Consider the following 19,238-nt stretch of genomic DNA (forward strand, 5'->3'; position numbering starts at 1 on the left):
CAGGATCTCTCGAAGAGAAGCGAGGGGGCGGAAAACCGTTTGCCGACCCCGGCGCAGTCCGATGACAATGGCCGACCGTGTCGGAATCCCCTGATCGGTCGCCCGGATCCCTGGCCCGCCGCCTCCGCCTGGACCTGAGCCCGCTCCGCGAGTCCCGGGACTTCCGCCTGCTCCTCGGATCGGGCCTGATCACGATGGTCGGCACGATCATCACCATGGTCGCCGTGCCGTACCAGGTGAAACAGCTCACGGGGTCGTACATCGCGGTCGGCCTGGTGAGCCTGGCCGAGTTCGTCCCGATGGTGGTCTTCGGGCTGTGGGGCGGGGCCATCGCCGACGCGCTCGACCGCCGGAGGATCGTGATCGTCACGGAGGCCGGCCTCTGCCTCACCTCGGTCCTCCTGCTGGTCAACGCGCTGCTGCCCAGGCCGCAGCTGTGGGTGCTCTATGTGGTGGGCGCCGTCTCCGCCGGGCTCGGCAGCGTCCGCACGCCGAGCGAGCAGGCGATCATCAACCGGGTGCTCAGGCTCGACCAGATGACCGCCGCCTTCGCCATCCAGGGGCTCACCCGGAACACGGCGATGATCGCCGGGCCCGCCGTGGGCGGTCTGGTGGTCACCTCGCTCGGGCCCGCCGCCTCCTACGGCCTCGACGTGGGGACGTTCCTCGTCTCGCTCGCGCTGCTGGTCAGGGTCCGCAGGGTCGCCCGGTCCGAGGAGGCCACGCCGGCCTCGCTGGGGTCCATGGTGGAGGGCGTCCGCTACGCATTGCGGCGGCCCGACCTGATGGGCACCTACCTCGTCGACATCGCGGCCATGGCGTTCGCCAGCTCGACCGCGCTGTTCCCCTTCCTGGCCGACGACCTGAACGCGCCCAAGGCCCTCGGCCTGCTGTACGCCGCCGGAGGGGTCGGCTCGGTCGTCGCGTCCCTCACGTCAGGCTGGACGAGCCACGTCCACCGGCACGGTCTCGCCGTGATCGTCTCCGCGACGGGGTGGGGCGTGGCGGTGGCGCTCGCGGCCGTCATGCCGAACGTCTGGCTGGTGTTCCTCTTCCTGGCGATCGCCGGCGGGGCCGACATGGTCAGCGGCCTCTTCCGCGGCACGATCTGGAACCAGACGATTCCCGACGAGTACCGCGGCCGGCTGGCCGGCATCGAGCTGCTGTCCTACTCGACCGGCCCGATGCTGGGTGACGCCCGCGCGAGCCTGATGGCCCAGTTCGGAGGCACCCGCTTCTCACTGGGCGCGGGCGGCCTGCTCTGCGTGGGCGCGGTCGCGCTGATGGCGACCATCCTGCCGAGGTTCCGGAGCTACGACGCCCGGACCGACGAGTACGCCCTCGCCGAACGCGCCCGCCGCGCCGACGAACCCACCCCCGCCTGACCTTTCGTACGGCTCCGCTCCCCCATTTCGCACTGTTGCCGCACCATTTCCGCGTCCGTGCGGCCGCCGTTTCCGCGCCGTACACAGGGCAGCCCCGGAGGCAGCAAACGGCGCACGGATGGACGAATACGCCCTCGCAGAACGCGCCCGCCGCGCCGACGAACCCATCCCCGCCGAATATCCCGCCGCTCGGGCGTGCGCAACGCAGGCCTCGCCGGCGGCAGAGGCGGCGTTTCGACGGCGCTGAGACGGCGCCGGAGATCACACTGAGATCAGGACCGAGACGGCCGCAGAGGCGGCTTCACATTGCCCATTGCTCCCCTGGTTACCGCCAAGTATCGTCCGGAGTTGAGCATGGCTCATATTCACGCGCGTGAACATCCCTACCCGTCCCTTCACCCCCCGATCTCGCGAAGGGAAGTTCCCCCATGCACGCGCGCCTTCGCCGGACGGCCAGGCGAGCGGTCACCGCCGCCGCCGCGCTCGTCCTCCTCACCGCCGGTTTGCCGGCTCAGCCTGCCGCGGCCGCCCCCTACTACCCGCCCGACGACTACTGCCTCGGCCAGTGCGCCGACGTGCTGCCGCCCGGCCAGAACGGCAACGCCACCCTCGTCGACATCCTGGGCAACCAGGGCTTCGGCACCTACCCCGGCCACAGCGCCGACCAGCTCGGCAAGTACGCCGGCCTGATCTCCGGGTACACCGGCCTGACCGACGACCAGATCACCGCGTTCTTCAACGACAGCGGTTTCGGCGTTCCCGCCGGCCAGGTGGAGAGCACGGTCACCCCGCGCTCGGACGTCACGATCGTCCGCGACAAGGCGACCGGCGTCCCGCACATCACCGGCACGACCCGCGCGGGCACGATGTACGGCGCGGGCTACGCGGGCGGGCAGGACCGCCTCTGGCTGATGGACCTCATGCGGCACGTCGGCCGGGGCGAGCTGACGCCGTTCGCGGGAGGAGCCAAGGGCAACAGGGACCTGGAGCAGAGCGTCTGGCGCAACTCCCCCTACACCGAGGCCGACCTCCAGGCGCAGATCGACCGCATCAAGAACTCCGGGCCGAAGGGCGCGCAACTCTACTCCGACGTCCAGAACTACGTCGCCGGGATCAACGCGTACATCGACGTCTGCATGGCGGGCCGCAACTGCCCCGGTGAGTACGTGCTGACCGGGCATCTCGACTCGATCACCAACGCGGGCGGGCCGGTCGGCTTCACCATGACCGACCTCATCGCGATCGCCGGGGTGATCGGCGGCCTGTTCGGCGGCGGTGGCGGCGCCGAGATGCAGTCGGCCCTCGTCCGGGTCGCCGCCCGGGCCAAGTACGGCACGGCGGCGGGCGACCAGATGTGGGCGGCCCTCCGTCAGCAGAACGACCCGGAGACCGTGCTGACGCTGCACAACGGGCAGAGCTTCCCGTCGGGGGCCACGCCCGCCGGCGCCACCGGGGTGGTCCTGCCCGACGCCACCACCACACCCGTCGACATCACCGAGAACGAGTCGGGGACGGCGGCCTCCGCCACCACGGCCGGCAGGAGCGCGCTGACCGGCCTGACGGTCGACAACTCACAGCCGAGCATGTCGAACGCGATCGTGGTCTCGGCCGCGAAGTCGGCGGGCGGGCATCCGATCGCGGTCTTCGGCCCGCAGACCGGCTACTTCTCGCCGCAGCTGCTGATGCTGGAGGAGATCTCGGGACCGGGCATCCGGGCACGCGGGGCCGCGTTCTCCGGGCTCAACCTCTACGTGCTGCTCGGCCGGGGCACCGACTACGCCTGGAGCGCCACCTCCAGCCTGCAGGACATCACCGACACCTACGCCGTCACCCTCTGCGACCCGAACGGCGGAACGCCGACAACGGCCTCGGACCACTACCTCTACCACGGCGCCTGCACCGCCATGGAGACGCTGAAGAAGACCAACTCGTGGAAGCCGAACACGGCCGACTCCACTGGTGCGGGCTCCTACGACCTGGTGATCAAACGGACGAAGTACGGCCTGGTGACGTGGCGCGGCACGGTCGGCGGGGTCCCGACGGCCTTCACCACGCTCCGCTCGACCTACCAGCACGAGGCGGACTCGGCGGTCGGGTTCCAGATGTTCAACGACCCCGGCGAGATGGGATCGGCCGCGGCGTTCCAGAGCTCGGCATCCAAGATCGGGTTCGCCTTCAACTGGTTCTATGTCAACTCGGCCGACACGGCGTACTTCATGTCCGGCAACGAGCCGGTCAGGTCGGCGGTCTCCGACCCGAACCTCCCGATGGCCGGTGACGCCGCCCACGAGTGGGCCGGATTCGACCCGTCGACCAACACGGCGACCTACGCGGCTCCGGGCACCCACCCGCAGGCGGTCAACCAGGACTACTTCGTCAGCTGGAACAACAAGCAGGCCAAGGACTACGGCGCGGCCGACGGTAACTTCAGCTTCGGGCCGGTTCACCGCGGCGACCTGCTCGACGCCCCCGTCAAGGCGGCGCTGAACTCGGGGACGCTCGACCGCTCCGGAGTCGTCAAGATCATGGCATCGGCCGCCACGACGGACCTGCGCGGCTGGAAGGTGCTGCCCAACCTCCTGCGGGTGATCAACAGCAGCGCGGTGGCCGACCCGGCCATCGCCTCGGCGGTGTCCAAGCTCTCCGCGTGGGCGTCGGCCGGAGCCAGGCGGGCCGAGACCTCCCCCGGCAGCAAGACCTACGCGAACGCCGACGCCATCCGGATCTTCGACGCCTGGTGGCCGAAGCTCGTGAGGGCCGAATTCAAGCCCGGCCTCGGCGACGGGCTCTACCAGTCGCTGATCAACACGCTGCAGATCAACGAGTCGCCCTCGGGGCACCAGGAGGGTGACAAGTCCAACCTGGCCACCTCGGCCAACGAGGCGCAGACCCACAAGGGCTCGTCGTTCCAGTACGGCTGGTGGGGCTACGTCGACAAGGACATCCGGGCCGTGCTGGGCGACCCGGTGGGCGCGCCACTGCCGGCCAAGTTCTGCGGCGACACCGTGGCGGCCTGCCGCACGGTCCTGCTGGACAGCCTGTCGGCGGCGCTGGGCGAGGCGGCGACCACCACCTACCCGGCCGACGACGCCTGCTCGGCGGGCGACCAGTGGTGCGCGGACGCCATCCGGCAGTCGCCGCTCGGCGGCATCAAGCACTCGCTGATCTCGTGGCAGAACCGGCCGACCTACCAGCAGGTCGTGTCCTTCCCCGCCCACCGCGGGGACGCGATCGCGAACCTGGCGCTCACCCGTACGGCGAGCGCGTCCAGCACGCAGGGCTCCTACACGCCGGACAAGGCGGTGGACGGTGACCCCACGACCCGCTGGGCGAGCGGCTGGAGCGACAGCCAGTACCTGCAGGTCGATCTCGGGACGGCGAAGACGGTCGGGCGGGCGATCCTCCGCTGGGAGGCGGCGTACGGCTCGTCGTACAAGATCCAGACATCGCCCGACGGGAGCACCTGGACGACGGTGTACGCCACGACGACCGGCAACGGCGGCGTGGACAACCTGACATTCACGCCGGTCAACGCCCGCTACGTCCGCATGCAAGGGGTCAAGCGCGGCACCTCGTACGGCTACTCGCTGTACGAGTTCGAGCTCTACACCCCCTGAAACCCAAGAACCCCAACAGGGTGTGATCATGCATAGGTTCCCTGATTGCCGGCCCCACCAGCATGATCTCGTGTCGTGATCATGCACAGGTTCCGCACCGGCCCTCGCTAACTGGCCCTTTACACTCGGTGATCATGCACTGGCAGCAGTGCATGATCACCAAAGAACGGTGCCCTGGTCGACCGCACAAGGGCGGAACCTGTGCATGATCACGCCCGGGGTCCGGCCTGGTCACCATGCCCCGCGCGGAACCTGTGCATGATCACGCGCGAGGGGGCAGATCATGCGCGAGGGGGCAGATCACGCGCGAGGGGTGGTCAGGCGCCGCGGAGCTGGGCTCCGGTGCGCGAACCCGCGAGGGCCACCGCGGCGTCCCGGGCCGCGGTGGTCTCCTCGACCGTGAGCGTCCGGTCGGGCGCCCGGAAGCGCAGCGTGTAGGCCAGGGACTTGTTGCCCTCACCCACCTGCTCCCCGGTGTAGACGTCGAACAGCCGGATCGACTCCAGCAGCTCTCCCGCTCCTTCGCGGAGCGCCACCTCCACGAGCGCGACGGGCGTCTCAGCCGGGACGATCAACGCGACGTCCTGCGTGGCCACCGGGTAGGCGGACACGGCCGGGGTCTGCACCGGTCCGGACGGCACGAGAAGCGACAGCTCCAGCTCCATGGCGGCCGTGCGCGGAGGCAGGCCGTACGCCTCGACGACCCGCGGGTGCAGCTCTCCCGCATGGCCGAGCAGGGTCTCCCCGGCGTACAGCGCGGCGCACCGGCCGGGGTGCCACGGCTCGTGCTGGTCCGCCCGGGTCCCGAGCTCCACCCCGGCCTCGCGGGCGATGGTGCGGGCGGCCTCGATGGCGTCCGCCCACGACGCCTGGCGGCCCCCGCCCCACCAGCCGGACCGCTCGAACTCGCCGGCGAGCACGACCGCGACCCGGACCGGCTGCCTGGGCAGCGCGGTCTCGATCTCGGCGAGCTCCTCCGGCGTCGGCACGCGATCGACCGGCAGCACCGGGGCCTTCGCCGGAGCGTCCGGCTCGGGCCGGTAGACCAGCCCGGTCTCGAACAGCGCCACGTCGGCGAAGCCGCGGCCCACGTTGCGGACCAGAGTCTTCAGCAGGCCGGGCAGCAGCGTGGTCCGCATGTACGGCTCGTCCTCGCTCAGCGGGTTGACCAGCCGGGTCGCCCTCCTGCGGGGGTCTCCCTCGGGGAGTTGCAGGTTGTCGAGGTCGCGGACGCCGATGAACGGATACGACAGCACCTCGACGTACCCGGAAAGCGCCAGCGCCCGGCCCACCCGGAGGCGCAGCCGCTGCCCCTCCGTCAGCCCGGCCCCGGCCGGAGCGGCGGGGAGGACCGACGGCAGCCGCTCGTACCCTTCGAGGCGGATGACCTCCTCGGCGAGGTCGTTCGGGTCGGTCAGGTCCGGCCGCCAGCTCGGCGGCGTGACCGTGATCAGGTCGTCGCCGCGAACGGCCAGCTTGTCGGCCAGGTCGCCGCTCGACACCACTCCGGTGGCCGCGACGCCGTGGCCGCCTCCGGAAGACGCGACCGCGCCGTCCACCACCGTGCAGCCGACCTGCTCCAGCCGGCGGATCACGGTCTCCCGCCCGTACGGCACGCCCGCGACGCGGTCGGGGTGGTCGGCCGGGATGGTGATCCGCACGGGAGCCACGTCGGCCTCGGCGTGCGTCACCCCCGGCTCGGCCGTGGCCCCGCCCAGCTCGACGAGGAGCTGTACGGCACGCCACGACGCGACCGGCGGCAGCTCCCGGTCGACGCCGCGCTCGAACCGCTTGGACGCCTCGCTCACCAGGTTGTGCCTGCGGGACTCCCGCGCGATGCCGGTGGCCGAGAAGTGCGCCGCCTCGATCACGATGTCGGTGGAGGCGCCGGAGATCTCGGTGTGCAGGCCGCCCATCGTGCCCGCCATCGAGATCGGGCCCGAGTCGTCGGTGATCAGGATGTCGTCCTCGTGGAGCTTCCTGACCACGTGGTCCAGCGTCTCCAGCGTCTCGCCCGGAAGGGCCCGCCGTACGACGATCCCGCCGGACAGGCGGGACCGGTCGAAGGCGTGGAGCGGCTGGCCGAGCTCCAGCATCACGTAGTTCGTGATGTCCACGGCCAGCGAGACCGGCCGCATGCCGGCGCGGGCCAGCCGTACCCGCATCCAGAGCGGGCTCTCGGCGGCGGGGTCGAAACCGGAGACCGAGCGCAGCACGAAGCGGTCGCAGGCGGTCGGGTCGGCGATCGACGCCGGCCACGACTCACCGGCCGCGGCGGGGAGCTCGACCGCCGCGGGGTCGCGGAACGGCACGCCGAACGCGGTGGCCGCCTCACGGGCGACGCCGCGGACCGACAGGGCATAGCCGATGTCCGGAGTGATCTCCAGCTCCAGCACGTCGTCGCGCAGGCCGAGCAGCTCGACCACGTCCGCGCCGATGGGCGTGTGGTCCGGCAGCAGGAGGATGCCGGGCGAGGAGTCGGCGATGCCCAGCTCGGCCTCCGAGCAGATCATGCCGTCCGACAGCCGGCCGTACGTCTTGCGGGAGCCGATCTCGAAGCCTCCGGGGAGGACGGCGCCCGGCAGCGCCACCGGGACCACGGCGCCCACGGCGAAGTTGGTGGCCCCGCACACGATCTCGCGCGGCGTGGCCTCCCCGACCTCGACCCGGCAGTGCCGGACGGGTTTCTTGAACCCGGCCAGCTCCTCGATCTCGAGGACCCGGCCGACGACCACGTTCTTGATCTCGTGGCCGTGCGAGGTGATCGCTTCGAGCTTCAGGCCGGCGGCGGTGAGCTTGTCCGCGACCTCCTGCGCCGTGACGGCGGGGAGATCGACGTACTCCCGCAGCCATGAAAGCGGGACCTTCATCAGACCTCCATTCCGAACGGCAGGGTGAAGCGGATGTCGCCCTCGACCATGTCGCGCATGTCCTCGGCGTTGTGGCGGAACATCAGCGTCCGCTCGATGCCCATGCCGAAGGCGAAGCCGGAGTAGACCGCCGGGTCGACGCCGCAGGCGATCAGCACGCGCGGGTTGACCATGCCGCAGCCGCCCCACTCGATCCAGCCCTCGGACTTGCACGTGCGGCAGGGCGGGTTGCCGGGGACGGCCGAGGAGCCGCGGCAGACGAAGCAGCGCAGGTCCATCTCGGCCGACGGCTCGGTGAACGGGAAGTAGTTCGGCCGGAAGCGGGTCGTGATGCCCTCGCCGAACATCACCTCCGCGAACCGGTCCAGCGTGCCCTTGAGGTGGGCCATCGTCAGGCCCTTGTCCACCGCGAGGCCCTCGACCTGGTGGAAGACCGGGGTGTGGGTGGCGTCGAGCTCGTCGGTCCTGAAGACCTTGCCCGGCGAGATCACGTAGACGGGCAGCGGACGCGACAGCAGGGCGCGGATCTGCACCGGGGAGGTCTGGGTGCGCAGCACCTTGCCGGAGTCGGTGCTCTCCACGAAGAACGTGTCGTGGTCGGACCGGGCCGGGTGGTCGGGCGCGATGTTCAGCGCGTCAAAGTTGAACCACTCGCCCTCGAGCTCGGGACCCTCCGCCACCTCGTAACCCATCGCGACGAACGCGTCGGCGACGCGTTCCTGCAGGGTGGTGAGCGGGTGCCTGGCGCCGCGGGGCGCCCGGTCCCAGGGCAGCGTGACGTCGACCGACTCCTCGATGAGGACGCGCGCGTCGCGCTCGGCTTCGAGCTCGGCCTGGCGGGCGGCGAGCGCCTCGCCGATGGCCTTGCGGGCCGCGCCGATCCGCTTGCCCGCCTCGGCGCGGGCCGCGGGCGGGAGCGCGCCGATCTCGCGGTTGGCCAGCGCGATCGGCGAGCGGTCACCGGCGTGGGCGAGCCGCGCCTGCTTCAAATCGTCGAGGTCGCGCGCCGCGGCGATCGCGGCGAGGGCGTCCGCCTGCGCCCGCTCGACTTCGTCGGCGTGCAACGGCGTCACCTCGACCGGGTCATAGGTGTTCGACAAGAGAGAGCTCCGTATCCAGGGCATGCGAGCGCAGGGCGCTCAGCGGGTCGAGTCTAGTGCCCCTCCCGTCAATCTTTGCCTGGGCAAATCTCGCCGGTCGCGGCACTGTCCGATCAGCCCACCGGGCCGTCATCCGCGCGAAGTGAGCTCGGCGAGCTCAGGCGAAGTCAGGGGTGCCGGTGGGCAGGATAAATCGGAACTCCGCGCCGCCGCCGGGCGCGCGCTGCACGCTGATCGTGCCGCCGTGGGCCTCGACCAGGCCCTTGACGATGAACAGGCCGAGCCCGGTGCCGCCCCTGCGGCGCCCGTTGCCCCGCCAGAACTGGCGGAAGACACGGGTGACCAGCTCGGGTGCCACGCCCTCACCCTGGTCACGCACCGACACGGCTACTCCCCACTCGACCGGCTCCATCACTATGGTCACCGTACCGCGTCCGTGCCGCACTCCGTTTTCCACGAGGTTGGCCAGGATCTGGTCGATCTTGTCCTGGTCGAGCCAGGTCTCGGGCAGCTCGCCGCGGACCTCCAGGTGGAACCGGTCCTCGGGCTCCCCCGCGGCCACCCGGCCCGCGATGATCCTGCGGGCCCGCGCCGGCATGTCGACGACCTGGCGGTGGACCTCCAGCCGGCCGGACTCGATCCGGGACACGTCGAGAAGTTCGGTGATCAGCCGGGTGACCCGGTCGGCGTCGGCGTTGACCGTCTGCAGCATGACGAGCTTCTGGGCGTCGGTGAACCGGTCCCATTTCGCGAGCAGCGTCGCGGTGAACCCCTTGACGCTGGTCAGCGGGGATCGGAGCTCGTGCGCGACGGTGGAGACGAGGTCGGCGCGGCTGCGCTCGACGCGGGCCCGGGCCGAGGCGTCCCTGAGCGTCATCACGACCCGGACGACCGGGCCGCCGCGCTCCGGCCTGCGGACGAACCTGACGGCGACGAGCAGCTCCTGGCGGCCGGGCAGGTGCACCGGGCGCTCCGGCTGCCGGCTGCGGGTCGGCAGGCCGCCGCGCGGGTCGAGCGACTTCCACCAGTCGCGGCCGTCGGGGTCGCGGAACGGCAGGACGTCGTTGATGTGCCTGCCGATCGCGGCCGCCCCGCTCACCCCGGTCAGCCGCTCGGCGGCCCGGTTGACGAGCAGGACGGTGCCGTCGTGGTCGGCGGTGACGAGCCCGTCGGGAAGCTCGTCCACGTCGATGCGCGCACTCCCGCCGGGCGCCTCGGGAAGGGCGCCGCCGGGGGTGTCGTCACCTCGCACGAGACTGCCTCCTCGACCCTTGGGAACCCCGCGGAGACCCTTGGAAACCCCGCGGAGCCGGACCCGCGCCAACCCCCGGTCGCGCGACTCCATCGCCGACAATAGCGGGTTTCCCGGGACCTTCAGCAGCCTCAGCCGGCCGGGGTGGTGGGTTCTTCCACGGAATGTAAGGTCTGCCGTTGAACCCGCGCGGAAGCGTAGAGGCAGACCGCCGCGGCGGTGGCCAGATTGAGGCTTTCGGCCCGTCCGTAGATCGGCACGCGGACCACCTCGTCGGCCAGTTCGAGGAGCTCGGGCGGAAGGCCCCACGCCTCGTTGCCGAACAGCCACGCGGTCGGGCGGCCCAGATCGACGTCGTCGAGGGTCCGGGTGCCCGCCCCGTCGGCGGCGAGGATCGTCAGCCCGGCCTCGCGCGCCTGCCGTACGGCCTGAGCCACGGGGGTGCCGGTGACCACCGGCAGGTGGAAGAGGCTTCCCGCGCTGGCCCTGACGCACTTGCCGTTGTAGGGGTCCACCGACGCGTCGGTGAACACGACGGCGTCGGCCCCGGCGGCGTCGGCCGTACGGAGGACCGTGCCGGCGTTGCCGGGGTCGCGGACGTGGGCGAGCAGGGCGACCAGCCGGGAGCCGGGCGGCACGGCCTCGGCCAGCGGGACGTGGACGAACCGGCAGACGGCCAGGAGCCCCTGGGGCGTGACCGTCTGGGTCAGCTCGGCCATGACCTCGCCGCTGGCGCGGAACACGGGGACGCCCGCGGCCGTGGCGGCGGCCACGATGTCGGCGTGCCGCGTCTCGGCCTCGACGGTGGCGAACAGCTCGACCGTGACGTCCTTGATTGCGAGGGCCTCGCGCACGGCTTGGGGCCCCTCGGCCAGGAACGCCCTGTCCCGGTCGCGGAAGGCCCGCTTGGTCAGCCTCCGGGCGGCCTTGACCCGCGGCGACCTGATGTTGGTGAGCTCCGCCATGCCTTCCCCATTCCCCCTCGCGGGACGACCCCTGAAACGGACGACCCCTGAAAGATGAATGAGGGCCCACCGGATGTCGGTGGGCCCTCATTGAAGCAGTGTTACGCGACCGGCGCGTTCACGTCGGACGGGAGCGCCTTCTTGGCGGACTCGACCAGCGTGGCGAAGGTCTGGGCGTCGTTCACCGCGAGGTCGGCGAGGATCTTGCGGTCCACCTCGATGCCGGCGAGGCGCAGGCCCTGGATGAACCGGTTGTAGGTCATGCCGTTCAGGCGGGCCGCGGCGTTGATGCGCTGGATCCACAGGCGCCGGAAGGTGCCCTTCTTGTCCTTGCGGTCCCGGTACGCATAGGTCATCGAGTGGAGCATCTGCTCCTTGGCCTTGCGGTACAGCCGCGACCGCTGACCCCGGTAGCCGCTCGCCCGCTCGAGGACGACCCTGCGCTTCTTCTTGGCGTTGAGCGCCCGCTTCACGCGTGCCATGTTGTTCTATCTCCCCGGGGTCGTTACTTCGCGAGCAGCTTCTTGATCTTCTTGGTGTCGGCGTCGGACATGACGACGAGACCCTCGAGACGACGCGTCAAGGTGGACGACTTCCACTCGTTGTAGTGCGCACGGCTGGCACGGCGGCGAACGATCTTGCCGGAACCGGTGAGCCGGAACCGCTTCTTCGCACCGCTGTGCGTCTTCATCTTCGGCATGTCAGCCGTCTCTCCCTCGTTTGTCCGTGCCGACGCCCCGGGCCGGTACCCGAGCCGGCGGCATGCCTGACTCCGCGAGACCGTCCCGGTCTCGGATTTCCGTAAGCGTCGTCTGGTGGCTCAGACGGAATGCGTCACTCCGCCTGGGCGGGTTGCTCGGCGTGCTCCTCCACGACGGATCCCTCCGCCGCCGGGTCGCCGCCGCGCGCGGCCTTCGCCGCGGCCTTCTCGGCCTTGGCCTCGGCCTTCTTCTTGTGCGGTCCGATCACCATGATCATGTTGCGCCCGTCCTGCTTGGGCTGCGACTCGACGAAGCCGAGTTCGGTGACGTCCTCCGCGAGCCGCTGCAACAGCCGGAAACCGAGCTCCGGCCGGGACTGCTCGCGACCCCGGAACATGATCGTGACCTTGACCTTGTCCCCTGCCTTGAGGAAGCGCACGACGTGACCCTTCTTGGTCTCGTAGTCGTGCGGGTCGATCTTCGGCCGGAGCTTGATCTCCTTGATGATCGTGTGCGCCTGGTTGCGACGGGCCTCGCGCGCCTTCATGGCCGACTCGTACTTGAACTTGCCGTAGTCCATGAGCTTGCACACGGGAGGCCTGGCCGTCGCCGCGACCTCGACCAGGTCGAGGTCGGCCTCCTGGGCCAGCTTCAGCGCATCACCGATGGACACGATGCCGACCTGTTCGCCGTTCGGGCCGACGAGGCGGACCTCCGGCACACGAATACGATCGTTGATGCGGGGCTCGGTGCTGATGGGACCTCCAAAAGACTTCCGCTCTAGATGCTCGACCGTGCGGGAAACACAGAAAACCCCGCACGTCACGCATGCGGGGTCACTGAGCTCTCGTACCGAAAACTCCGGTGTGATCCTTGACCCGTCCGCCTTTCGGCGGAAGCAGGTGGGAGGAGGACCTCCGCTTGCGCGTCCAGCTGGCATGCCGGACCGATCGATGACTTACGTTACCACAACCTCACCGGGCTACGAACTATTCCTGGGCCGCGCGGCGGGCGATCTCGGCCTCACCGGCGGCGCGCATGGCCTCCACGGGGACGTCGGCGCGGCCCGTCATGAGCTCGACCTGCTTGACCGCCTGGTGGAGGAGCATCGGGAAGCCGCCGACGACGGCCCCGCCCCGGTCCTGTACGGCTCTCGCCAGCGCGGTGGGCCACGGCGAGTAGACCACGTCGAACAGGGCGCCCTTGTCCGGCAGGGCCGCGGCGATCTCGCCGGCGAGGCCGTCCGCCGCGCCCGAGGGCAGGGTGGAGATCACCAGGTCGCCGTCCACGTACGTTCCGTCGAACCCGTCCAGGGTCCGTACGGCCACCGCCACCCCGAGCCGCTCCGCGACGTCCAGGGTCTCCCCCGCGCGGGAGGCGTTCCGGACGACCATGGTGACCTCGGCCAGCCCCATCTCGCGGAGGGCCGCCAGGGCGGAGGCGGCCGTCGCGCCGCCGCCGAGGATCGTGGCCGCCGAGGGCGCGGCGACCCCGGCCTCGGCGAGCGCCTGGACGATCCCGTAGACGTCGGTGTTCTCCCCGTGGCGGGCGCCGTCGCGGAAGACCACCGTGTTGGCGCCTCCGACCTCGACCGCCAGGTCGGACACCGTGTCCAGCAGGGGAAGGACCGCCCGCTTGAGCGGCATCGTGAGCGACAGGCCCGCCCATTCGGAGCCCATTGACTCCACCAGCGCGGCCAGGTCCCCCTCGGCGCATTCGATCGCGTCGTAGCGCCAGTCCGCGAGTCCAAGTCCGGCGTACGCCGTGCGGTGCAGGATCGGGGAGAGCGAGTGGGCGACCGGCGAGCCGAGGACGGCGCCCCGGCGGCCGGGATCGGGCGTGGTGCCGAGGTGCGGGCCGGTCATCCGTGGTTCCTGTTGAACTCCTGGCGGAGCTTCCAGAACTCCGACTCCTTGTCGGTGAACTTGGTGATCCCCTTCTGGGGGTCGACGGTCACGAACCAGAGCCAGGTGCCGTCGGCCGGGTGCAGCGCGGCCTCGATGGCGTGGTCGCCGGGGTTGGTGATCGGGCCGGGAGGCAGGCCGAGGCGCTTGTAGGTGTTGTACGACGAGTTGCTCTGCAGGTCGGCGTTCGACGCGGCGATGCCGTACTTGCCGAGGCCGTACATGAGCGTGCTGTCCATCTCCAGCTTCATCTGCGGGTTGCGGGACAGCCGGTTGTAGATGACCCGCGCGACCTTCGCCATGTCGCCCTGGTTGCCGGACTCGGCCTGGACGATGCTCGCGATGGTGATGATCTCCCGGGGGGTCCGGCCGATCTGCTTGGCCTGGCCCTCGAGATCGATCTTCTCGGCGGTCTGGTTGAACCGGTCCACCATCGCCGTGAGGATCTGGGCCGGGGTCTGCTTGGGGCTCACCTCGTAGGTCGCCGGGAAGGCGAAGCCCTCCAGCCGTCCCTTGGCGTACTTCGGCAGCCCGATGTCGCCCCGGGCCGCCTGCTTGAACTCCTCTACCGGCTTGCCGGTGGCGGTGGAGAGCTCGGTGAAAATCTTGCTGAGCCGCAGGCCCTCGCGGATCGTCAGCCGGTTGAGCACCCGGTTCTTCGGGTCGAGCAGGGCCACGGCGGAGGCCGCCGACATGCCCTTGTGCATGGTGTACTCGCCCGGCTGGAGCGAGGAACTCTTGCCCGCCGCGCCGATGGCGTTGACGAACGCCCGCGCGCTGGCGACGACGCCCTGCTCCTCAAGGGTCTGGGCCACCTCGGAGGCGGAGGCCCCATCCTTGATCTCGATCACGACCTCCCCGGCCCCCTCGCCGGTGAAGTCCTTGGGGATCATCACGTCGCGGACCCAGTTGAACCCCAGGTAGCCCACGCCGCCGAGGACGCCGATGATCACCACGATGGCGAACAGCGTCGCGGCGAACCCCTTCCGGCGCTGCCGCTTGCGCCGCCTGCGGCTGCGGCGCTGCTGGCTGCGGCTGCCACGGGTCCGGCGCGGAGGTCCGTCGTCGTCCTCGGCGCCCAGCAGGAAGTCCATGTCCAGATCATTCATAGTGCGCTGGCCAATCTCCCGGTACGACTGGCCCCGCGTCAAGCGAGTGCGCCAAACCGAGGGGTGTTCCGGCGTCGCGGAGTCGCTGGTCCCGGGGCGTCCAACTCAGTTCGCCCCGAGATGCCTGTTCAGCTCTTCCCGATATTTCAGGAACTCCGTCTCTTTGTCAGTGAATTTGGTGATTCTATGGCGTGGATCCGTGGTGACAAACCAGTACCAATCACCTTTGGCGGGACGAAGCGCCGCCATCAGCGCACTCTCCCCCGGGTTCGCGATCGGCCCCGGCGGCAGCCCCGCGCGCGCGTAGGTGTTGTACGGCGAGGCGACCTCGGTGTCCCGCTGTGAGACCTTGAGCGTGTGCCTTCGGAGGGCGTAGTTGACCGTGCTGTCCATCTCCAGCTTCGCGCCACGCTGGAGCCGGTTGTAGATCACTCTAGCGATCTTCGGGAACTCGGACTCCTGCCCGCCCTCCGCCTGGATGATGCTGGCCACGGTCACCACCTCCAGGGGCGTCAGACCCCGCTCGGGTGCGACCTTCCCGAGGCCGACGTGCCGGGCGGCCGCGCCGAACCGGGCGATCATGTTCTTCAGCAGGTCGCGAGCCGTCGCCCCGGGCTCGACCTCGTAGGTCGCCGGGAACAGGAAGCCCTCCACCTTGCCGTCGGCGTAGGACGGCAGGCTCAGGCCGGCGGGCTCGGCGACCGCCTTGGTGAAGTCCGCCAGCGGGATGCCGGATCCGGCCGAGAGGGTGGTCAGCACCTCGGACGTCCGCAGGCCCTCCGGGACCGTGACCCTGCGCACCACCCGTGATTTCGGGGCCAGCAGGAGATCGAGGGCCGAGGAGGCCGCCATGCGCCGCTTCAGGCGATAGCGGCCGGGGCGGAGGCTGCCCTCCTTCGACCGCTCGACGACCGCCTGGACGAACGACTGGGCGCTCGCCACCACGCCCGCCCGCTTGAGGGTCTCGGCGATCTCACCGGCGCTGGCTCCGGGGCTGATCTCCACCGTGACGGCGTCCGAGCCGGCGCCCTCGAAGTCCTGGGGACCCGGAGCCGGCCGCATGAAGGAGTAGACGCCGAACACGACCGCGGCCGTCAGCAGCGCGGCGCCTCCGGCCACGACGGCCGGTGCGCGGCTCACCTGCCGGTCCCGCCGCTCGCTTCCTCGCCGGGCACGCCGCCCGGCGGTCGCACCGGTTGACCGGGCGGTCTGCCCGTGGCTCGCTCTCCGTCGAGCGCGGCCTGGAGCAGCACGACGGCAGCAGCCTGGTCGATGACGCCGCGCTGGTTGCGCGCCTTCACTCCGCTGGACCGCAGCCCCTGCTGGGCCGTCACCGTGCTCAGCCGCTCATCCACCATCCGGACCGGGGTGGGCGACAGCCGTACGGCGAGCTGGGCGGCGAAGGCCCGCGCGGCCGCGGCGGCGTGGCTCTCCCGCCCCGACAGGGACGTGGGGAGCCCGACGAGGATCTCGATCGTCTCGTGCTCCGCGGCGATGGCCGCGATCCTGTCCAGGTCGCCCCGGCCCCGCTTCACGGTCTCGACGGGCGTGGCCAGCAGCCCCGAAGGGTCGCTGCGGGCCACGCCGATCCGGACCGATCCGACGTCGACGCCCAGCCTGACGCCGTGCCTCATGGCGCGATCTCCACCTGTCGGGGAGCCGTCAGGCGAGAGAAGAGGAGATCGTCTCCTCGACCGCGCGCAGCGCGTCGCCGATCGCCTCCGGCCGGGCTCCGCCGCCCTGCGCCACATCGTCCTTGCCGCCACCGCCACCCCCAAGCGTCCTGGCGGCGACGCCGACAAGCTGCCCGGCCTTCAGACCGCGCGCGCGTCCCGCCTCGTTGACCGCGGCGACGACGACCGGCCGGTCTGAGGGCACGCCGGACACGACGACAACCGCGGCGCGGTCGCTCGGGAACCGGCCGCGCACATCGAGGGCGAGTTTACGCAGGTCGTCCGGGGAGGTGCCATCAGGCGCGCGGTGCGTCACCACGGAAACGCCCTGGATGTCGCGGGCCCCGCCCGCCAGCTCCCCGGCGACGGCGAGCACCTGCGCCGACCGCAGCTTGTCGAGCTCCTTCTCCGCGGTGCGCAGCCGGGTGACGATGCCCTCGATGCGCTCCGGAAGCTCCTCGCGGCGGGTCTTGAGCTGCTCGCTGAGCTGGGCGACCAGCACGCTCTCGCGAGCGAGGAAGCGGAACGCGTCGAGGCCGACGAGCGCCTCGACCCGGCGCACGCCCGCGCCGATCGACGCCTCCCCGAGCACCTTGACCAGGCCGAGCTGGCCCGAGCTGGCGACGTGCGTGCCGCCGCACAGCTCGCGGGAGTAGTCGCCCACCTCGACGACGCGGACCTCGTTGCCGTATTTCTCGCCGAAGAGCGCGAGCGCGCCCATCGCCCGGGCCTCCGCCTGGGAGGTGTAGTACGCGTTGACCTTGAGGTCGTTGATCAGGACTGCGTTCACCTCGTCCTCGACGTCGCGCAGGACGGTGTGCGAGACCGCCCCGGCCGCCGTGAAGTCGAACCGGAAGCGGCCGGGCGAGTTCTCCGAGCCCGCCTGGGCCGCCGACTCGCCGAGCGCGTTGCGGAAACCCCGGTGGACCAGGTGGGTGGCGGTGTGGCTGCGCGAGATCGCGCGGCGCCGCTCCAGGTCGATCTCGGCGTGCGCCTGGTCGCCGACCCGGATCTCGCCCGTGCGGACCTTGCCCCGGTGCACGATGAGCCCGGCCACCGGCGACTGGACGTCCACGACCTCGACCTCCGCGCCGTCCGTGCGGATGACGCCCTGGTCGGAGAGCTGGCCGCCGCCCTCGGCGTAGAACGGGGTGCGGTCCAGGACGACCTCCACCGTGGTGCCCGCGCCCGCCGCCGGGACGGCCCCGCCGTCCACGAGCAGGCCGATGACGCCCGCCTCGGCGGTGGTGTGGTCGTAGCCCAGGAAGTCGACCTTGCCGGCCTTCTCCAGGATGTTGCTGAAGACGGAGATGTCGGCGTTGCCGGTCTTCTTGGCCGCCGCGTCCGCCTTGGCCCGGTCCCGCTGCTCCTTCATGAGCCGGCGGAAGCCCTCCTCGTCGACCTGGAGGCCCTGCTCGGACGCCATCTCCAGGGTGAGGTCGATCGGGAAGCCGTACGTGTCGTGGAGCTGGAACGCCTCGGCCCCGCTGAGGGTCGGCGCGCCCTTGCGCTTGGTCTCCTCCACGGCCGCGTCGAAGATCGCCGTGCCGGTGCGGAGCGTGCCGATGAAGGACGTCTCCTCCGCGTCGATCACCGTGTGGATGTTGGCCGCGTCCGCCTTGAGCTCGGGGTACTGCTGACCCATGACGTCGATGGTCACGGCGGTGAGCTCGTGCATGTACCGCTCCTCGCCCGCGCCGAGCAGGCGGAGGTTGCGGATCGCGCGGCGCAGCATGCGGCGCAGCACGTAGCCCCGGCCCTCGTTGGACGGCAGCACGCCGTCGCCCACGAGCATCACGCCCGCGCGCATGTGGTCGGCCACGACGCGGAGCGAGACGTCGGAGCGGTGGTCGCGGCCGTACCGCGACTTGGTCAGCTCCGCCGCCCTGTCGAGGATCTTGTAGGTGGTGTCGATCTCGTAGATGTTGTCGACACCCTGCAGGATCGCCGCCATGCGCTCCAGGCCCATGCCGGTGTCCACGCTCTTGGCGGGCAGATCGCCGGAGACGTCGAAGTCGACCTTGCTGCGGACCGCGCTGAGCTGGAACTGCATGAAGACGTTGTTCCAGACCTCGAGGTAGCGGGTCTCGTCGGCGACCGGGCCGCCCTCCTTGCCGTACTCGGGGCCGCGGTCGTAGTAGATCTCGGTGCAGGGGCCGCCCGGGCCCGGCACGCCCATGTGCCAGTAGTTGTCCGCGAGACCGCGGCGCTGGATGCGCTCGGCGGGGAGGCCGACCTTCTTGTGCCAGATGTCGAAGGCCTCGTCGTCGTCGAAGAAGACGGTCGCCCACAGCCGGTCCTCGGGGAAGCCGAAGCCGCCCTGGGACTCGGGCCGGGTGAGCAGCTCCCACGCGAACGGGATCGCGTCGTCCTTGAAGTAGTCGCCGAACGAGAAGTTGCCCAGCATCTGGAAGAAGCTCGCGTGCCGGGTCGTCTTGCCGACCTCGTCGATGTCCAACGTCCGCATGACCTTCTGCGCGCTGGTCGCCCGCTTGTACGGCGGCTTCTGCTGGCCCAGGAAGTAGGGCTTGAACGGGACCATGCCCGCGTTGACCAGGAGGAGCGTCGGGTCCTCGGCGACCAGGCTGGCCGAGGGCACGACGGTGTGCCCGCGCTCCTCGAAGAAGCGCAGGAAGCGGCGGGCGATCTCTGCCGACTCCAT

Annotated in this window: 14 protein-coding genes; 2 read left to right on the top strand and 12 right to left on the bottom strand. The window is 70.8% G+C overall.

The genetic code is table 11. The annotated features are described in order from the left end of the window. Nucleotides 1–77: 77 nt before the first annotated feature. Together N5079_RS29205 and N5079_RS29210 are read left to right on the top strand one after the other, a co-directional pair. Nucleotides 78–1,385 carry an MFS transporter gene (locus tag N5079_RS29205; RefSeq protein WP_261587365.1) on the top strand — a complete coding sequence of 436 codons (1,308 nt, stop codon included), beginning with the start codon at nt 78–80 and terminating at the stop codon, nt 1,383–1,385. Nucleotides 1,386–1,813: 428 nt separating this feature from the next. Next, a complete protein-coding gene (locus tag N5079_RS29210; protein ID WP_261587366.1) occupies nt 1,814–5,002 on the top strand; it encodes a penicillin acylase family protein in 3,189 nt (1,062 codons plus the stop codon). A gap of 317 nt (nt 5,003–5,319) precedes the next feature. Here N5079_RS29210 and N5079_RS29215 read toward each other — a convergent pair whose 3' ends face one another. The 12 genes from N5079_RS29215 to alaS form a co-directional block, all read right to left on the bottom strand. After that, on the bottom strand, nt 5,320–7,872 hold the full coding sequence (locus tag N5079_RS29215) for a phenylalanine--tRNA ligase subunit beta (protein ID WP_261587367.1): 2,553 nt from the start codon (nt 7,870–7,872) through the stop codon (nt 5,320–5,322). Beyond that, a complete protein-coding gene (gene pheS / locus N5079_RS29220; RefSeq protein WP_261587368.1) occupies nt 7,872–8,972 on the bottom strand; it encodes a phenylalanine--tRNA ligase subunit alpha in 1,101 nt (366 codons plus the stop codon). The genes N5079_RS29215 and pheS overlap by 1 nt, the downstream gene beginning before the upstream one ends. Nucleotides 8,973–9,129: 157 nt before the next feature. Further along, nucleotides 9,130–10,224: an ATP-binding protein gene (locus N5079_RS29225; RefSeq protein WP_410007841.1), complete on the bottom strand. Its 1,095-nt coding sequence runs from the start codon at nt 10,222–10,224 to the stop codon at nt 9,130–9,132. 131 nt (nt 10,225–10,355) lie between these two features. Then, on the bottom strand, nt 10,356–11,189 hold the full coding sequence (locus N5079_RS29230) for a TrmH family RNA methyltransferase (RefSeq protein WP_261587369.1): 834 nt from the start codon (nt 11,187–11,189) through the stop codon (nt 10,356–10,358). 101 nt (nt 11,190–11,290) lie between these two features. Next, nucleotides 11,291–11,671, bottom strand: a complete 381-nt coding sequence (rplT, locus tag N5079_RS29235; RefSeq protein ID WP_261587370.1) for a 50S ribosomal protein L20 — start codon at nt 11,669–11,671, stop codon at nt 11,291–11,293. A gap of 23 nt (nt 11,672–11,694) precedes the next feature. Then, nucleotides 11,695–11,889, bottom strand: a complete 195-nt coding sequence (gene rpmI / locus N5079_RS29240; protein ID WP_261587371.1) for a 50S ribosomal protein L35 — start codon at nt 11,887–11,889, stop codon at nt 11,695–11,697. 134 nt (nt 11,890–12,023) lie between these two features. Next, nucleotides 12,024–12,647 carry a translation initiation factor IF-3 gene (gene infC / locus N5079_RS29245; protein WP_410007843.1) on the bottom strand — a complete coding sequence of 208 codons (624 nt, stop codon included), beginning with the start codon at nt 12,645–12,647 and terminating at the stop codon, nt 12,024–12,026. Between the two features lie 232 nt (nt 12,648–12,879). Continuing rightward, nucleotides 12,880–13,755 (bottom strand): shikimate dehydrogenase, encoded by an 876-nt coding sequence (locus N5079_RS29250; protein ID WP_261587373.1) that lies wholly within the window; start codon nt 13,753–13,755, stop codon nt 12,880–12,882. Next, on the bottom strand, nt 13,752–14,903 hold the full coding sequence (gene mltG, locus N5079_RS29255; protein ID WP_261587374.1) for an endolytic transglycosylase MltG: 1,152 nt from the start codon (nt 14,901–14,903) through the stop codon (nt 13,752–13,754). The genes N5079_RS29250 and mltG (N5079_RS29255) overlap by 4 nt, the downstream gene beginning before the upstream one ends. Nucleotides 14,904–15,008: 105 nt before the next feature. Then, the gene (gene mltG / locus N5079_RS29260; protein ID WP_261587375.1) at nt 15,009–16,043 is read right to left on the bottom strand and encodes an endolytic transglycosylase MltG; all 1,035 of its coding nucleotides are present in this window, start codon (nt 16,041–16,043) and stop codon (nt 15,009–15,011) included. Next, complete coding sequence (gene ruvX / locus N5079_RS29265; RefSeq protein ID WP_261587376.1) at nt 16,040–16,537, bottom strand: Holliday junction resolvase RuvX; 498 nt, start codon at nt 16,535–16,537, stop codon at nt 16,040–16,042. The genes mltG (N5079_RS29260) and ruvX overlap by 4 nt, the downstream gene beginning before the upstream one ends. 28 nt (nt 16,538–16,565) lie before the next feature. Then, a complete protein-coding gene (alaS, locus tag N5079_RS29270; RefSeq protein ID WP_261587377.1) occupies nt 16,566–19,238 on the bottom strand; it encodes an alanine--tRNA ligase in 2,673 nt (890 codons plus the stop codon).

Source organism: Planotetraspora sp. A-T 1434, assembly GCF_025420585.1.
GTDB lineage: Bacteria > Actinomycetota > Actinomycetes > Streptosporangiales > Streptosporangiaceae > JAOEGB01.

Excerpts from the sequence above, each read along its gene's own strand:
- N5079_RS29210 (WP_261587366.1), top strand. The coding sequence starts at position 1,814 with ATGCACGCGCGCCTTCGCCGGACGGCCAGGCGAGCGGTCACCGCCGCC.
- N5079_RS29215 (WP_261587367.1), bottom strand. The coding sequence starts at position 7,872 with ATGAAGGTCCCGCTTTCATGGCTGCGGGAGTACGTCGATCTCCCCGCC.
- N5079_RS29230 (WP_261587369.1), bottom strand. The coding sequence starts at position 11,189 with ATGGCGGAGCTCACCAACATCAGGTCGCCGCGGGTCAAGGCCGCCCGG.
- rplT (WP_261587370.1), bottom strand. The coding sequence starts at position 11,671 with ATGGCACGCGTGAAGCGGGCGCTCAACGCCAAGAAGAAGCGCAGGGTC.
- rpmI (WP_261587371.1), bottom strand. The coding sequence starts at position 11,889 with ATGCCGAAGATGAAGACGCACAGCGGTGCGAAGAAGCGGTTCCGGCTC.
- N5079_RS29250 (WP_261587373.1), bottom strand. The coding sequence starts at position 13,755 with ATGACCGGCCCGCACCTCGGCACCACGCCCGATCCCGGCCGCCGGGGC.
- mltG (WP_261587374.1), bottom strand. The coding sequence starts at position 14,903 with ATGAATGATCTGGACATGGACTTCCTGCTGGGCGCCGAGGACGACGAC.
- ruvX (WP_261587376.1), bottom strand. The coding sequence starts at position 16,537 with ATGAGGCACGGCGTCAGGCTGGGCGTCGACGTCGGATCGGTCCGGATC.
- alaS (WP_261587377.1), bottom strand. The coding sequence starts at position 19,238 with ATGGAGTCGGCAGAGATCGCCCGCCGCTTCCTGCGCTTCTTCGAGGAG.